This is a genomic window from Pseudomonas sp. RIT411 (assembly GCF_003057735.2).
Taxonomy (GTDB): Bacteria; Pseudomonadota; Gammaproteobacteria; order Pseudomonadales; family Pseudomonadaceae; genus Chryseomonas; species Chryseomonas oryzihabitans.
Genome location: NZ_QBIZ02000022.1, coordinates 24,109 through 40,227, shown reverse-complemented (window position 1 = coordinate 40,227; position 16,119 = coordinate 24,109). Strand labels below are relative to the sequence as shown.

Genomic DNA, 16,119 nt, shown 5'->3' with positions numbered 1-16,119 from the left:
TCCTGGGTGGGAGCGGGACCATCCCAGTGCGGGGTGATCCCGCAGTGGGTTATGGGTGTTGCGTACCGTCTACCGCTTCACTAGGCGGGATACCGCTGAGCGCTAGCACCTCATCGAACGTGTGGAGGCGAGACCAGCCGGCCTCCTTACTCCACACCCCGCCGAGGTAAATCCGAAAAGGCTCCGGCGTGTAGTCGCCATACTTCTCCGGCTGGGCCAGGATCAGATCGATCTGCGCCTTGTATTCGTCGTAGCGTGACCGGTTGAGCCCGGCAACGGCTTCGAGCGACAGCGGCAAGCCGCAATGCACCAGGCCGACTGACCCGTTGACGTCCCGCTCGAACTCCTCTGGCGAGAGGTTCGAGTAGGTATCGCGGATCCTGCGCTCGGTCTGAACCTCAAACCGGCACGATGCGCCGTCCAAAACACAGTCGAACGAATGGCGGCCTTGGTAGCTCGAGCGCCACCGCACCCGAAGGTTGAGCATGGTTCGCTTGAGCTCAGCAGAAGGCACGGTTTGGGTAGTCGTCATGGGGAAGCTCCTATGAAGAGAGCGGCCCCTCCCCCCGCGGGAGAAAGGCCGCAGAGGGTTGAAGGTCTATCGAGGATTGATCAGGTACGCACCCAACCGACCCCTGGTTCGTATCGGGCCGCATGCACTATGGGATAGGGCTTGCGAACCGGATCGTCTTGCTCGATCACACCATAGCGCTCGGGCTGACTGCATAGCCGGTTGAGGCGCTCGGTATGCAGATCCTGTCGCCAGGCGTTGAAGGCATCCACCAGCGCCGCGCTAGGCGCAGACTGGTTGACGCAGCTGATGAGGTTCTCGCGACCAACCACATCGCGCAGGTACTCCTCATCGGTGAGGCCGCTCATCAAGTCCCGCAGGTGCCGGTGGGAGCTGTCCCCCACAATCACCAGGTAGTGCCGGCCGTTTTCCCACACATCGTGTTCCCACTGGCCAGCGAAGCTTAGGCGCTGCTTGAAGCGAAAAGTGGGTACCGAATCGGCTTGTGTCATGGTCGTCTCTCCAGTTGAAGAGCGGGCCACCCCCTACGCGGGAGTGGCCCGCTCAGGGTAGGTTGATGCCGGAAATGCCGGCGGCGATCAGGCGCGCTTCTGCAGGATGCGGCCACGCCAGATGGTGCGCGTGACGCGCTTTTTGCGTGTGCCGGTCGGGTTGCCATCGGGGTCGAGGATTTTCTCGTCGACTTCGACAGTTTCCTTTCCCATGCGCTTGAGCTGCACCCGATCACCAACCTCGATGTTCAGCTCATTGACGACCTGCTGCAGCTCGATTCCCCACACGTCCCCACCAGTGTCCAAGCGAACCAGGTAGGAGAATGAGGAATTCCTTTCGAAGCGATAGCGATAGCGGCCATGTTGCTTGACTACCCCTTCCTTTGCGTCGGACCAGTCGATGACGTCCGAGGACGCCGCCGATGCGGGCGCCCGCCGCTCCGCCTTGGACGGGACAGCAGGTGTCTCATTGGGTACCGGCAGATCCTCGCCGACGTCGAAGCCCTCGTAGTCAGCAAGGCTCGCCGGCGGCGTCGTGAAATAGTCCTGCCCGGCAGCCGGGGTCGACCTTTCAAACGGGATGAACTGCGCAGCGTGATGGAACCGCGGCAAGTCCTGCCAGGCGGTGTCTACTGCATGCGAAGGGAAACTTCGCAGCGAGCAGGGACCGTCTTGCATGGCCTCGTGTAGCCGCTGCGCGAATTCGCGCTGCCGGTCCTGCCGTGCTTCACGCTGAAGCCGATCAAGCTGCTCGTAATCCGCCCGGGTGCGATAAGCCGCCGGAGCTTGATAGGGAAAGAGCAGGGCATCGACCACAGGTGACTGGGTGAGTTGATAACGCATGGTGAGCTCCTCGTAGAGAGGAGACACGTCACCCCGAGGGGGAACGTGCCCCCAAGGGTGTGATGCTCCGGACGGACCGGAACGATAGGTGCTGGAAACCTCCAGCTGGGTATCTCTCGACCAACAGAGGTCGAGGAGAATCTGATCGGCGCAGCCTGGCGCTCTGCCCATGAGACTCGAGAAAAAGCCTCCCCCGGTGAGGGGGGAGGTGTCAAGCAATCACACCGTCAGTTGCTCGAGGACCTGGTGCTTGGTGAGGGTTCGAACCAACCCCTCGCGCAGCAACTCACTGTCGACGCCGGCGAAGTAGGCCAAGGTCTTGAACGAGAAGGGACCGAAGTCCTCCTCGTCCATTACCCAGGCCCAATGCTCCTGGCGAGACGCCAGCGAATTGCGCCGGTCCAGCAGAACGCCCAGCGCGTGATGCAGCATGTATTCGCGAACGCGATCGATGTCTGCGTCAGTCCAGACGTAGGTGTCGACCTCGCTGTCCGGAATGGCCAGCAGGTCGAAATACAGCTGCTCGATATCAACCACGGTGTTCGTCTTGCGAGGCGCCCGTTTGACCCGCGGCCTGGGCAAGCGCTGCGGTAAGGGAAATTCGCAAAACGAGCTTTCGGTGAAAGAAAGCGCAAGTTGCATGGTATGCCTCCGGTAAGGAGGAGACACCCCCCCCACCAGGGAGGTATGTCCCCTGGTGGGTTGTCCGCCGTGAGGCGGTTGGTAGATCTGCGGCCGCGGTTAGGCGGCCTGGGTCAACACACGCTGCACGAGCGCCTGGAGGGCGCTGCGCAACTGCCCGAGGTCATCCAGCAGCTGCCAGTGACCGGTGCCAAACATCAGCTGCAGGTTCGTGGCCTTCGCCTCGCCATAGGCGATCGCGAACACCTCGATCCCTGAAGCGCGACACCGGGCGACCATATCGATCACGTCGGTCACGTTCCGCGGGTCGCCGTCGGTGCTGATGATCAGCACCTTCCGCTGTCCCTTGGCGCGCAGCAGGTCGCCGGCGGCCGGCCATATGGCGCTGGCCAACGGTGTTCCGCCGGAAGCGGTCAGGCCGAAGCGCTGTTCTGCTACGGCGCTGGCCAGGTTCTGGCCGTGCCGTTTCAAAACACCGACCTGCTCCCGATCCCCCCGAGGGAAGACCATCGCACCACTGGTAACGCCGGCAATGCCTTCCAATGCCGTAAGCATCGCAAAGCACGCCTCCTCCGCAACCTGGATAGGCTTGCGCCCGCCGGTCTTCACACCCATAGAGCCGGAGCCATCGAGCAACAGCTGGATAGCAGCATTGGTGCGCTGCACGGGTTCCTGTTTCCGGAAGATCCGGTTTTCCCCAACCCTTACCCGTGCAAGGCTCGCTGTATCCAGGCGACTACCCGTTTTGCGCACGGTGACCCGTGCGTTCTGGCTGCCCTGAATGAGGCCGTTGAGCACCTGCCGCAGACCCATGGAGGCGGCGCGTCCGTTGGTGACAACGTCCTGCTGCAGAGCCTGTGAACCGACAGCGTGCGCCAGCACCGAACTCGGCGTGGAGCTTGTGCCGCCGGCGTTGGCGCTGATCAGGGTAGCGGCTTGGGATGAGACATCCCCAAGCGCGTCCTGCATGGCCTGTGAGTCAGCGTTTACCACCCGCTGCTTCAGGCTTGGCTGAGCGCCCTGCTGATCGGCGCCAGGCTGGCCGGACGCCGCTTGCGCGTCGCCTTGACCTGCTTGATCGCCCTTTTTGGAGTTGCCCTGTTCACCCTGACCAGGTTGATCCTGGCCTTGCTGAGCGCCTTGATCCTGGCCCTGTTGCGGGCCCTGGTCCTGACCTTGCGGCGCAGGATCTGGATCCGCGCCAGCGTCGGGCTGCTGAGGCTCCTCTTCATCCAAGACATCGAGTATCCGATGCGCCAGCTGGTACACCCCCGCGGTATCCGGCAAGCCGGTGACCGTGGACAGTAGACCAAGGATTTTCGCGCGTCGGCCGGCACCAAAGGTGTTGGCCAACGCCGCGTCCAGGACAACGGCGACCTCTTCGATCGGCTGATTGAGCAAGCGCGCCCGGCCGATGATCAGGCAGGCGTCGTGCAAAACCACCGCTTCGGATTTGCCGTCGGCGCTCCAAGGCTTCTGGAACACCTCCTGGGCAGTCACCCGCAGTGGCTCGATGGCGCAGTAATGGTCTTCCATCATGCGCTTCTCGATCCGCAGGTCTTCGAGCAGGTTCAGAAAGCGACCCATGAAGGGGCTTACTGCATAGGCCAGCTCATAGGGCTCATCGTCCGTGTACTTGATGTGCGCCGACTCATGGGCCGTCCACCCGAGGGAGACGTTGACCATGCGTGGCGACTCATCTTTGAGCACCGGCTGGTAGATCACCTTGTCCTTTGTCGCCGGCTGGTTTCCACCAAACTCGATGCGCACCCCCAGGTCGTCGCAGAAGTAGCGCGCGATGATCGGGAAGGCGTTGCTCAGAGAACGTTGCATAGCTGTCACTCCAGTAGTGGAGGACACACCACCCCCAAAGGGGGCAGGTGCCCCCGGGGGGTTGGTTTACATGCAGAAGTCCAAGGCGTCCTGGGTAGTCGGCATTGGGATGTAGGCAATAGACGCAGCAACGCCCAACGCCGACATCTGGGTATCGATCACCTGCCCGTCAATAGCCCGGGCCTGCAGCTCTGCAGCTACCGAGCTCAGATCCTGAAGACCAGGTGCTGCCTGCTGACCGGCGATCTCATCGAGCAGCTCGCCAACGGACATGCCGCCGTCGTCCGCAGGGGACGGCGACTGCTCGATCACGGCAGCAGAAGCTACAACGGCACCAGCAGCTGCCGGGGCCTGTTCGATCACGACACTCGCCGCCGGCACGCCACCGGTGGCGGCAGTCTGCGCAGCAGATGCCGCGAAGGACGTGGCCAGCTTCGAGATGTTGCGCTCGTCACTCAAGGACAGCATGAGCGTCTGCAGCGTTTGGAAATGCCCACCCTCGTACGGCCCCCTTTTGGGGAGCTGCTCGATGACGGACATCATGTGCTCGGCGACCAGATGAATCCCAGGATTCAAGAACGCAAGCGAGGTGAGCTTGCGGTGAATCTTCAGGATTGCGCTGACCGCCTTGCGGCTGACAGAGGACTTGTTGGCGAAACTGCCATCCACCAGGTCCTCGGCCGCGTCCGCGATCTCCCGGAACAGCTGTCCGGAAAGACCCTCCACTTCCTGCTCCAGCCCCTTGCTCAGGGCCGGATCGGACTTGTCGGGCACCACGCGCACCAGGGTGTAGCGGAAGCCCAAACGTTGGGCCACGACCTCTTTCGGGGTCTTGGCCTTCTCGATCGCAGCTTGCCACTTCGGATCCTGATCCCACTTCTGCGCCCACGCGTCGAAGTTCGAGTCGTAGTTGTCGAGGAAGGATTTGATCTCAAGGCCGAACTCGCGCTGGATGTCGTCGAGCTCCTTCGCGATGGCCGGAGCCGCGTCGTTCGGGATGCCGTAGCCGCCCAGGAAGCGCACGCCTTCGCTCTCGAGGAGGCGATGGGCGCGGCGCTTGAGGTTGTCGAACCGCTTGATCTGCTCGGGATCCATGATCCGCTTGCTTCCCAGCGATGCGAGCTCCGCCGGCGGCAGATCCACACCAGGACCGAGGTCCTCGATACGGAGCTTTTTGCGGCCGGACCAGATGTTGACGTCGAGACCTACCAGCAAGAGCTTGCTGAGGGTTTCGATTTCCTTGATGGGTTGAGCAGTTTGCATGGTGAAGACTCCGGTTTGGGCGGGAGTCTTCCCCGATGGGGAGAGACCCCCATTGGGTTTGAGATGAGCTGCTGGTGTTTTGAGTGCCCAGCTGGCACTTCGCAGCTGCCTCCACATGGAGGCGGCCGAGAACCGGATTTGCTATAGCCGACTATAGCAAATCGGGCTCAGAGAACGGGGGCCCGAAGGCCCCTATTCACCAGTCAAACGTGGGCAGATCGTCCTCGACTTCAGCGTCGCGGTCGAACGCCAGGTACATGATCGCGCCGTCATGAGCATTCTGGCAGTAGTCCAGGATGTCCTTGAAGGCTTTCGATGCGCCGGCCTCGATGAGGCCTGCGATCGTCCTGCTGCCGATACAGATGACATAGCCATGGCGAGTTTCAAGCACCGCTGGCACGAACGTGTCGTCGGTCTTGAGAACGTCGCGATAGTCGGCGGCCATCCGGTCCAGCAGCAGGAAGTCTTCCTGCGTGACGTGGGCATTGGACAGCTCGATCGACTTGGTGAGGTTCAGTTGCATTGCATCGCTCCATCGTAAGGGACGGAGGCCACCCCAGCGGGATGGCCCCGCCAGGGTGGTTTAAAAGCAGAAGGACGTCTCGCCTGAAGCAGCCGTATCCGCGACCACAAGGCTCGAAAGATCCATCGGCCGCGGCATAACGCCCAGGGTAACCAGGGCATCACGCCATTTCGGCATCGACGCATCGGTGAGGTTGCAGACGCGCTGCAGCACCAGGTCCCAGCCATCCGGCCGAGCGGGCTCCAATGTGGCGCCGGTATCGTCTGACAGGGTCAGATTCGACGGCTCCTCCAGAGCTACCTTGAGTGCAATGAGCATCACAACCTTTTCGACCTCGTACTCCGGATCCACCGAGCCCGCGGCAAGCTTCCCGAAGGAAGCCTGCAAAGCCTCGAAGGCGCCGGAGATTCCGAGAGATGCCGCAGCAGCGCTCAAGCCAGACAATGCCTGGCCAGCCCACCACTGCGTATTCGCCTGCTCGAACTCGTTCTGGTCCGCGGGGGCCAGCGCAAAGTAGAGCGTCACGGTTTAACTACCGATGGAACGACAGGATCATTTGCCCAGGCCGCGCCGAACTTGTCCTTCGCGATGGTATGGATCACCAGTCGCATGGGCTTGTCCGTCCGGTTGGTCAGTGCCTCGCGCAGCGCCTGCGCCAGAGGGCAGGCGAACGGGAAGTTCGCTTGCTTGCTGGCAGCGGTGCTGTAGGTCGTCGCGATACGGGCCCAGCGCAGCAGGGTCCGCGTCGAGAAGGTGACCGTCAGCCCCGATTGGCCAGCCTTAAGCGCCTGGTCGGGATTGCCGATGAACTGCTGACGCACTCCATTGGCAACATCGATCATGGTGCTCAGGATCGTCGCATCGACCTGGGGCAGCGTCGCCTGCAGAACCGCGAGCTCCTCCTCCTTGGTCAGGTAGGAGACTTCCAGCATGCGGTACCGATCCCAGGACGCAAGGTTCTGGGACAAGGTACCCGTGTAGAGGCCCGTCTCATCACCTTGACCCCGCGTGTTGCAGGTGATGATGAAGCGGAAGTTGGGATGCGGCACGATGACCTCACCACGGTTTTCGGCCAGCACCAGGGCGCCGCCTTCCAATACCGCGTTGAGGCCGGCCATGACAGCCGGATCCAGGAAGTCAGCTTCATCCAGGAGGAAGATGCTGCCCTCTTTCATCGCCAGCGCCAGCGGCCCGTGCGCGAACACGGTCTGCTGATCACCGGTGACAGGATCACACTGCAACGACATCTGACCAATGAGCTCAGGCATTTCCATGCGGGAGTGGGCATTGACCTTGCGCAGTGGGTACCGCATCCGCGCTGCGATCTGCTCGACGACGGACGTTTTGCCGGCGCCGGTAGGGCCTACGAGTGCCAGCGAGTCACCGCCCGACGCTGTCAGGAAGTTCATCACGGGCATACGCAGTTCAGTGCGGAACAGGAATTGCGCGTTGTGCTTGGGTACCAGGTCGAATAGCGGGTGATTCTCGGCGGCGAACGCAGGCGACATAGTGTCAGCGTTCGTACCAGTAACACCGTAGGCGGACATCGGGACGCAAGGGGTAAGGTTCATGGTGAGTCTCCAGTGAGTTGGAGGCGCACCACTCCCCTACGGGGCGTGGTGGCCCCTGTAGGGTTTCAATGATTGCTGTGAGTACGCACAGCTGCGTTATCGCTCTCGGGCCGCATAGCCAGAGAACAGATCCGGGAAAGCTCTGGTAAACCGGAGGTTTACCGCAACGTTCCAGGCAAGAGACAGGGGCGCTTTCGCGCCCCCTCATCCTCACAGGCAAAATGCCTGAGATTCCGTCTCCTGGTCAACCGATGGAAGCCTCATGGCCTCCAGCGCGGCAGTCGTGATTGGGTGATCCGAATCGAGGGTGATCCGGACCCGCTCAGAGGGTGCCTGCCGGAAGCGCTGACGCTCCTCCTCAGTCGCCTGCAGCTTTCGGCTCTCGAAGAGATCCTTCCACCGCATGTTGCCGGCCTGCTGGTAGCGGACGACGCGAACGCCCTCCGCTTCTGCCAGCATGTACCCGCCCATCTGCTCGACCAGATCCGCCTGCAGGGCTTCGCGTTGGCCCTTCAGGGCTTTCAGCTGTTCCTGCAGCGTGCTCGCCAAGGCATCGACGTCGCGTACCTGCTGCGCCGTCGCTGCCCAGCGCGCCAGGGCACCGTCGACCGGGGTGAAATAGTCGCGCTGAGGATCCTTCTCAGGTTCCTTCTCGCTGACCACCAACTCCCAGAACAACTGCGCCTGCTGCTTGATGAGCTCGATGGTGTCCGGATCGCGACGGATCTCGAACACCAGGGGCTGTCGGGTCGTGCTGTAAAACACGAGATAGCCCCTGGCCGAGCCAGCCACCGCAATCTGGTGCTGTACCTGCCACCAATAGAGCCGGTAGGGCTCGCTCTTCTCGCCCTGCTCCAGCACCAGGTCGAAGTTCTTGTCCGAGGGGACCTTCACCTCGACCGGGCAACCGTCGTCGTCGACGCCATCGAAGCTGGCGCGAAGAAGCGGAAACGTCGCGCACTCGCCGCATAGCGGCAGGAGCGTGGTCTGGTACCGCTCCTCGAACCAGGCGACCGCATACGGCTCATGCAAGATGCCCAGGCGGACCTGAGGAATCATGGACAGATCCAGCGGCGCGACACGGCCAGTGAGCTCCGCCCACAACCGCCAGCGCGTCTTTTCCACATGCTGGCCCAGGATGACCGCTGTCGCGGTCGCCGTGATGCCCTGCCGGCGCCAGGCGTGCCATTCCGGCGTGCGCTGGCGCAAGTCGACAATCTTCATCATCACCTCCAGGTTAGGAGGGACCCCAGCCCCAACGGGGATGAAGCCCCGTTAGGGTTGGGTTTGGGCTATGCCGCCTGTGCTTGCGCGGCCTGCCTCTGCTTGAAAAGACCCAGTGCATAGGTCAGAGCCTCACCCGTGAGGTTTTGCTCTGCCCAGGAACAGGCCCCTTCCCAGCTGCGGGTTCGTGCCGCGCGGTCGCAGACGCTATGGATTCGCTCGCGCGTCACCTCACGTCCTTGGCCAGAAGCAGCTTGGGCGGCCGGCTGCACTTGGGTGCGACCGGGCTGCTCACGTGGAACCTGCTCATTGACCGTCTCCTGCTGGCGACGATCATGCGGCTGGTCGCCGACGTGGTCATAGACGTTACCGCCCTGCGCCTGCGATACCGGCGCGGACGCCTGCACCATCGACGCGTTGGCCAAACCGTCCAGAGCGCTCAGCGGTGTGCCAGCGATCCCCTCCTCACCTTCGGTGTTGAGGTAATCGATGACCTGGTCGAGCACCGGGTTGGTCGTTGGCCAGTACTTCCGCGCTGACTTGATACCGGTCTTGATCGCCATCGCCTCGAAGTGCGTCTCCCAGGGACCGCGTTTACCAGGACCTTGAGAGGTCCAGGCCGCCGACATGTCCCGTGCTTTGAACACATCCGCCGCCCGCATCGCCTTCACCATGACCCGTCCTGTTGCCAGGTAGGCGGTGGTGTAGACGCCGCGAAACGTCCCGCGCTCGCTCACGTCGAGGAACGGGTCGAAGACATGCTCAGGCTCGGCAGTCGCACCTCGGTAGATGAAGCGATCGCCACTGTAGACGACCTCCGCCACCACCATATCGACAGCGCGGCTGTCGGTGGCCACCTTGATCAAACCGCGGAACGAAACGTCAGCGATCACCTTGCCCTGGCGGGGAACCAGAAAGGCCATCTTTTCGGTGGGGTTGAGCGTCAGCCCTGTCGCTGCGATCTGCTGCATCGCAAGCTTGAAGCTGAGCTTGTTGTTGATTGCGCACTTCATCAGCGTTTCGTTGGACAGCATGGCGTGGTAGGCAAACAGCGCCTCCTGCGCCCAGTTCACCCCGCTCTGCGAACGGGTGACGATCTGGATGCATTCCGCCTCGATATCGCTGAGCAGATCCTGCGCCTGTTGATCGCGCTGGGTTACCTGCTGAGTGTTCTGGGATTGGATAGAACGGGACATGAGAACCTCCGGATTGGATGCGGAGGCCCCCCGAGCGGGGGACGCCCGCAAGGGTTATTGGATTGAAGCGTTACAGCATGCAGAGATACGGCACTTTCGCGAACGGGATGTCGTCGTCAAACGAGTCGTAATCTCCTGGGGTGGGTTGCTGCTGAGGACGAGGCTGCTGTTGCGGCCGCGGTGCCTGCTGCGGCCGATCTTTCGCCGGCGCCGACGAAGCCGGTGCCTGCTGTGACCGCGGCGATCGTTGGGGCGCTGGTGCGCTCTGCTGATCGTCGTAGTCACCGCCCTGGGCAGCGCCATTGCCGCGGCCGCCGAGCAACTGCATATTGCCGTTGATGTCGACGACTACCTCGGTGGTATAGCGATCCTGGCCGTCCTGCCCTTGCCATTTGCGCGTGCGAAGCGTGCCTTCGACATAGACCTGGGAGCCTTTACGGATGTACTCGCCGGCGATCTCGGCCAAGCGGCCGAAGAACACGACGCGGTGCCATTCCGTTCGGTCTTGCTGCTGCCCGGTCTGCTTGTCCTTCCAGCTTTCGCTGGTGGCCAAGGTGACGTTGGTTACGGCATTGCCGTTGGGCATGTAACGGGTTTCGGGATCCGCACCGGCGTTGCCGACGAGGATGACTTTGTTGACGCCACGAGCCATGAGAAATCTCCGGTAACCGAGGCGCCTTGCCCCTATGGGGAAGAAGCCCCGCAGGGTGGAAGGGAGGTGCTGACGGAAACAGTTCAGCTGCTGCAATCAAGCGCCCTGCAGAGGGTGCTCGAAAGTCATGGTCTGGGCAGGAGAAGCTCCTTCCGGCTGGGCTCGATACAAGGCCAGGCGGGAAAAGCTTCCGAGGGGAGTGACTCCCCTCGGCTATTGCGGGATCAAGGACAAACCGCCACATGCGCGGTCGCGGCGATCAGTCCTATCGACTTGGCCCAGCGCGCTAGTCGGCGCAGGTCCAAGGCGTCCGGGTCTACAGTCTCGGCGATATGGTCAGGTACAGGTACCGACTTCTCGCCGAGGTGTAGCTCCCGACTATCCACTTCATAGATGGCTTGTACATTCAGTCGCATGGTGGAAATCCTCGTCGGGTGGTCCACCGAAACGCCCGTTCTACGGGGGCGCTTGGGTGGACCACCCGCAAGGGAGGTCCATGCAGCACTGCCCCCGGAGGGGCAGTCCACGGCTCAGAAACTGAGCGGCTTGCCGCTACGCTGCCAGGCCGGCGACTCGTATTCCGAGTAGTCGACTGCTGGCGGCAGAGAACTGACACGCGTAGCTCCGCGCAGCCGAGGCTGTTCAGAAACAGGCGGGTCAATCACAAGGGCAGGTGCTGCTTTTGCTGGAGCGGCCGAGAGCGGCGACTCAAGCTTGACGTCGATGTCTTCTCGCAAGGCGATCGTAGGCTCCTGACGTTCAGGTGCTTTCGAGCGATTTTTGAAAAGACGATACAGACCCCAGATGAAAGCCAGAACCAGAAGGTATGGAATCAGTTTCATTTGCCAGCCTCCTCGAGCGCTTGATGGTGCGCGCGGATCTGATTGGCAGCAGGGGACGACTGTATAGACGGGACTACAACGTATTGCACGAAGGCAAACGCGATAGCGATGCAAAGGATCAACTTTCTCATGAATGGAGGCCTCCAAGAAAAAAAGGGCCTCCATCCCAAAAGGGATAGAAACCCTTTTGGGATTAGTCACGACCGCGAATCGTGACCAGATAGTGCTAGTAGAGTGACCAGCTACACATAGACCCGCCTGATGGAATCAGGGGGTACGACACACAAGCGACATGCTTGGGCGAAGTAGACTCCAGAATATCGCTGTGCCACTACACCTGTAAACCCCTTAATCCGCTCCCTCCGCCGGGGTGAATTAGCCGTGGCCTGGGCGATAGCCACCTTATGGTGGAAGCTCCCCAACCCAAGGAGCCGACCATGGCCAACGGAAGCGATTTCAAACCCCAAGGAAGCTATTCCGCCCCGACGCTGCAGTCCCAATACGTACTCAAAACCGAACAAGCGCAGCAGGTCCATCGCCGCTGTTTCGAAGGGGCCGCGCGCGCGCTCTACACCGTAGACGTTATCGCCCGTGCCCTCGCACACCGGAACAACGCGTTCAGCCATGCCGACGTGATGAAGGCCGTGGAAAGCCTGATCCTCAAGCTCGAAAAAGAGATCAGTGACGAGCGCGATCGCTTCGTGGCCATCCTGAAGGCCGCTGGCCAAGAAGGGATGGTTGCTCGGTACGACAACGCGGCTACGTTCACCTTCACGATCTCGACCCCTCTCATCATGCGCCTGGCCCACATCATCCAGAGCTTCGATGAGATGCTGGTGCAGGCCCAGACGGCCTGGCTGCTCGGCGTCCTGCCCTCTGATCGCAACGACATGACGGGCAACGAGCGTAAGCGCCAGCTCATGCGCGTAGTGCGCAAGCTGCAGGCCATGGCGACCGACGCTCGAGCCAAAGCGCGGAAAAGTCCCGATGCCGCAGAGATCGCTCGCACCGTGGGCGAAGTCGGCGAAGAGAACGCCCTCGACCAGCAAACCGCAGCCGCTGTCAGCGAACTGGATGCCGCAGCGGCGTGATCTACCTCACCAAAAAAAGGCGCCTTAACGGCGCCTTTTTTATAGCTACTTGTCTGTGAACGTCCCTCTCAAACTATTTTCAGATGCGTTGCGCACATCCGGGAATGTTTCTTCCAAGTTATCTACGATCTCATTATTACGCTGAAGGGTGTTCTTCCTACCCATTCCGCCCATGTTCAATGCAGAGCCATTACCGGTGAGGTTATCGAGATTAATCTTGTCCGCAGTCGGATAGTTGTTCGTGATCTGCAGGATGTCGATCCACTCAGAAATATCTATCTTGCTCCAATCCAACTTAGACAGATCGTTTACAGATATCCCTTCGCAGGTTGGATTTTCCGCGTCACCCCAAGTGCGCCCCAGCTGGGGCCGTGCCTGCTCCTGAATGATGCGACCGAGCGGGGAGTTGAAGCAGCAGTAGGACTCTCGCTTCTCGATGCAGCCCATTGGGGACTTAGAGGCACAATAGCTTCCGATGAAATGGCATACCTTGGTCTCTTTCTTGGCCGCGAGAGCGAACTCAGCCTGCTCACACTCCCAAATGATCTGGACCATTATGTTTGCGATGGTGTAGATCGTGTACGCGATCATAATGACGGATAGAGCGGAGGCAACTCCAGCGGCAAACGTAGCATTCGGCGCGGTACTCACCGCGCCGGTAGCAGCGTTAGTTGATGCATATTGGCCCGTGCCTGCTGTTCCTGCGGTACCGCTAGCAAAGATAGTATTGGCCGCGGCCGTACCGAAGGTATTGGCTGTCCACTCCGCCGCGTAGTTCATCATTTTCTGCTTGATGAAATCGAGACCGATCATTTGGCTGATCGTTGTAGCGCCCGTCGTAGAACTCGAGGCGGTTTGCCACGCTGTCCCAAAGCCATTGCCACTGAGTAGCTCTTTGCCGAAGGTCCAAGCTGCAGAGGAGGCGGCCGAGGTATCGATGATGCCCATCTTCTCGGTGAGGCTGATGGTACTCATGGTCAGCGACACGTAATCCATGAGCGAGATGCCATCCGGCGCCTCACAGCAATCGACCCAACCGCCGACCGCCTTTTTGCACTCCATAGGCTCGCCCTTCCAGACCTTGCAGTTGTGGTCGGTGGAGGTGTCGGTCGGGTTCTCACCGCAGTCCAGGTCATGCTCCGCGAACTGGGCAATCTGCAGCGCCGCTGCGGCGTAACCGAAGTCGGTGGATTTTTCGTCCGTCGGGCTGAAGCATTCGGTGCCCAGGCAACGAACAGGTCCATCGCACTGATAGCTGGTGTTTAAGGTCGACGTCGGGACCTCAACTTCATGGCCACAGTCCCAGGTTTCCTCCGTGACGTAGCATTTGCCCGACTCGCCCTCGGCGCCGTCCACGCACTGGCGAGAGATAAAGCCGCACTGCTTGTCAGCCTCGAACTTGGTACAGGTGTCCAGGTTGAGACCGCCGGTCACGCACCCCTGCACCTTGACGTTCTGAAAGAGCTTATCGACGCCCTTGATCGGGGAAGGCTTCATGGCGTTGTACATGTCATCGCCCGGGCAAATCGTCACCCCCTTCAGGTTCAAGCACCCGCTGGCCACGCCCCGGGTAACTGTGACACTGCCGCCCTCTGAGCATTGGCCGTTCTGGATTTTGTTCGCCGAATCGATGCAGTACTGGGGACCGAATGACTCACCATCGATGCGCACGTTCTTCAGCTTGAGCTCATGAGCATAGAACGCGCCAGGCGTGCCTTTGCCGGTGTCTTTCACGTCGACGACCATCTTCAGGCCGTTGTCGCACGTCGGCATCTGAACGATATTCAGCGAGTCCTCGGTCAAGGTGTTGGGGGCAAACTTGTGCCCCGTCCAGATCGCGGTGCTCGAAACGGCGAAGCGTTGTGGAAGCCGCTTGCCGTCCGTGCCTTTCTTGCACATCACGTCCAGTGAGGCCTGGTCCACGTAGCCGTCGCTGCGTAGGTTGCTGGAGGTATTCCGGTAGGTACCGGCCAGGAAGTCGACCTCAACCCGATTGGTCTCACCGGCGCCCGGGGCATCCTCTACCGCAAACCGAGCTGACACGGGTACCTCAACCACGCGCATGTCGTGAGAGACGGCGCAGGTCTTATCGCTATTGGTGGGACACTGCTCGTTGCCCTGGGCGTCGGTGTAGCACTGCATGTCGCCCTTGTAGAAGTTGCACTGCGCGTCGACCGATACCTCTTGGCACAGCGGCGATATTCCGGATGCCGGGGCCTTGTTCTTGAAGCTGCTTTCACATACCCGCGTGCCGTTGATGACCGCGCAACCGTTCTCGTCCACGTCAGGCATTTTGTTGCAAACGAACTTGCCCTGGCATGCGCCGTCGTTCACCGCAGTCACGGCCTCGGCGGCCTCCGGCGGGTACCAGTTGTCGTTGCTGATGACCTCCTGCGGGTCATAGAGAATGCGCAGCTTGGCGTAGGCCTCACCGCGGCCGGTGACAGATGCGCGGATCTTGAAGGGGATGACACCTCCCTTTTTGACAATCGAGGTCATGTTGACGTCGGGGTTGGTCTCCCAAGACGTATTGAGCTCGCATGCCCCGGCGGTCTCCGGCGGGAAGTTCTCGTTCGGCCCGGACCACACCTTAGTGCCGCCGACCAGCACCTGCATGTAGTCGTCCCATTTCGCGTAGACGAGCTGAGCGCTCTGGATCGCTTCGGGCTTGATGACCTCGAACTTCATCTCGTTTTCGAAGATGGTGCAGCTGCCGCGCCAATAGTCGTTGCCGACTTGGCCCAGCCAGATATCGACGCAGCCCTCACCGCAAGACTGGACGTTCGCTGGACCGTCGTAGTATCGGACGACCCCTGCCAGGTACTCATGCTTGAGCGTGTAGCTGCCGGACTTATCGGTCACCCGTTCGCACTGCTTGAGCTCGCTCACATGCTTTGTGGTCGTGCCCTTGGTGTACTCCGTATTCTGCTTGCAGTCCGAGAACTCCTTGTTGAAGAGCGCCTGGTTGTCGATGATCTTGTCGGTGTTGTTCCACAACGGATCATTGGTCAGATCGGGGCGCGTCTGGGAGACGTTACCGCGCAGCAGGCGATAGGCCTCACCGCTAGAGGACTCCTCCGAGGTCAGCCGCAGGTTGGCATCGCTGCCAGCCGCCATCGTCGCCTTGTCATCGCCGTAGATGTTGCTGAGCGCGCTGGTGTTGGAAGAGTCGGTCACCCCGGGGAACAGCTCCGAGATACTGACCGACTGCTTCGCCGCGTCCGAGCCAAAGGTGATCTCCGTTGAGCTGGCGGACGGTGGCGACCAGGCGTTCAGCGCCTCCTTTGCCGTCGCAGTGCCGGTCGCGGCTGAGGCAGTCACGCTGTCGGCCCAGGCCATGACAGGGCACGCATAGGCGTAAAAGAACAGGGTGATAGCGGCGACCACCCGGGCAAAGATTGGATTGCGCATCGGGT

15 protein-coding genes are annotated in these 16,119 nt (G+C 61.2%); 1 reads left to right on the top strand and 14 read right to left on the bottom strand.

Annotated features, from left to right (window positions below):
- Window positions 1–49: 49 nt before the first annotated feature.
- The 13 genes from DBY63_RS21915 to DBY63_RS24825 form a co-directional block, all read right to left on the bottom strand.
- Complete coding sequence (locus DBY63_RS21915; RefSeq protein ID WP_108576319.1) at window positions 50–532, bottom strand: hypothetical protein; 483 nt, start codon at window positions 530–532, stop codon at window positions 50–52.
- A gap of 80 nt (window positions 533–612) precedes the next feature.
- Window positions 613–1,023 carry a hypothetical protein gene (locus tag DBY63_RS21910; protein ID WP_108576318.1) on the bottom strand — a complete coding sequence of 137 codons (411 nt, stop codon included), beginning with the start codon at window positions 1,021–1,023 and terminating at the stop codon, window positions 613–615.
- Window positions 1,024–1,110: 87 nt separating this feature from the next.
- Window positions 1,111–1,866, bottom strand: a complete 756-nt coding sequence (locus tag DBY63_RS21905) for a hypothetical protein (protein ID WP_108576317.1) — start codon at window positions 1,864–1,866, stop codon at window positions 1,111–1,113.
- 219 nt (window positions 1,867–2,085) lie between these two features.
- Complete coding sequence (locus DBY63_RS21900; protein ID WP_108576316.1) at window positions 2,086–2,508, bottom strand: hypothetical protein; 423 nt, start codon at window positions 2,506–2,508, stop codon at window positions 2,086–2,088.
- A gap of 99 nt (window positions 2,509–2,607) precedes the next feature.
- Window positions 2,608–4,341, bottom strand: coding sequence for a VWA domain-containing protein (locus DBY63_RS21895; protein ID WP_108576315.1), 1,734 nt, complete (start codon window positions 4,339–4,341; stop codon window positions 2,608–2,610).
- 66 nt (window positions 4,342–4,407) lie between these two features.
- The gene (locus DBY63_RS21890; protein WP_108582836.1) at window positions 4,408–5,604 is read right to left on the bottom strand and encodes a DUF3150 domain-containing protein; all 1,197 of its coding nucleotides are present in this window, start codon (window positions 5,602–5,604) and stop codon (window positions 4,408–4,410) included.
- A 196-nt stretch (window positions 5,605–5,800) separates the two neighbouring features.
- On the bottom strand, window positions 5,801–6,127 hold the full coding sequence (locus tag DBY63_RS21885) for a hypothetical protein (RefSeq protein ID WP_108576338.1): 327 nt from the start codon (window positions 6,125–6,127) through the stop codon (window positions 5,801–5,803).
- Between the two features lie 60 nt (window positions 6,128–6,187).
- Entirely contained in the window at window positions 6,188–6,652 is a 465-nt protein-coding gene (locus DBY63_RS21880) for a hypothetical protein (protein WP_108576339.1), read from the bottom strand.
- Complete coding sequence (locus DBY63_RS21875) at window positions 6,649–7,698, bottom strand: AAA family ATPase (protein WP_108576340.1); 1,050 nt, start codon at window positions 7,696–7,698, stop codon at window positions 6,649–6,651. Before DBY63_RS21875 ends, DBY63_RS21880 begins: the two co-directional genes overlap by 4 nt.
- 210 nt (window positions 7,699–7,908) lie before the next feature.
- Entirely contained in the window at window positions 7,909–8,922 is a 1,014-nt protein-coding gene (locus DBY63_RS21870; protein ID WP_108576341.1) for a lambda-exonuclease family protein, read from the bottom strand.
- Between the two features lie 68 nt (window positions 8,923–8,990).
- Window positions 8,991–10,118, bottom strand: a complete 1,128-nt coding sequence (locus DBY63_RS21865) for a recombinase RecT (RefSeq protein ID WP_108576342.1) — start codon at window positions 10,116–10,118, stop codon at window positions 8,991–8,993.
- Between the two features lie 70 nt (window positions 10,119–10,188).
- Entirely contained in the window at window positions 10,189–10,770 is a 582-nt protein-coding gene (ssb, locus tag DBY63_RS21860) for a single-stranded DNA-binding protein (RefSeq protein ID WP_074585413.1), read from the bottom strand.
- Between the two features lie 530 nt (window positions 10,771–11,300).
- Window positions 11,301–11,612: a hypothetical protein gene (locus DBY63_RS24825; RefSeq protein WP_108576343.1), complete on the bottom strand. Its 312-nt coding sequence runs from the start codon at window positions 11,610–11,612 to the stop codon at window positions 11,301–11,303.
- 437 nt (window positions 11,613–12,049) lie between these two features.
- On the opposite strand from DBY63_RS24825, the gene DBY63_RS21850 reads away from it, so the two are divergent.
- Entirely contained in the window at window positions 12,050–12,703 is a 654-nt protein-coding gene (locus DBY63_RS21850) for an AcaB family transcriptional regulator (protein ID WP_093256530.1), read from the top strand.
- Between the two features lie 45 nt (window positions 12,704–12,748).
- Here the strand turns inward: DBY63_RS21850 and traN are convergent, their stop codons facing one another.
- Window positions 12,749–16,114: a conjugal transfer protein TraN gene (gene traN, locus DBY63_RS21845; protein WP_108576345.1), complete on the bottom strand. Its 3,366-nt coding sequence runs from the start codon at window positions 16,112–16,114 to the stop codon at window positions 12,749–12,751.
- Between the last annotated feature and the right edge of the window lie 5 nt (window positions 16,115–16,119).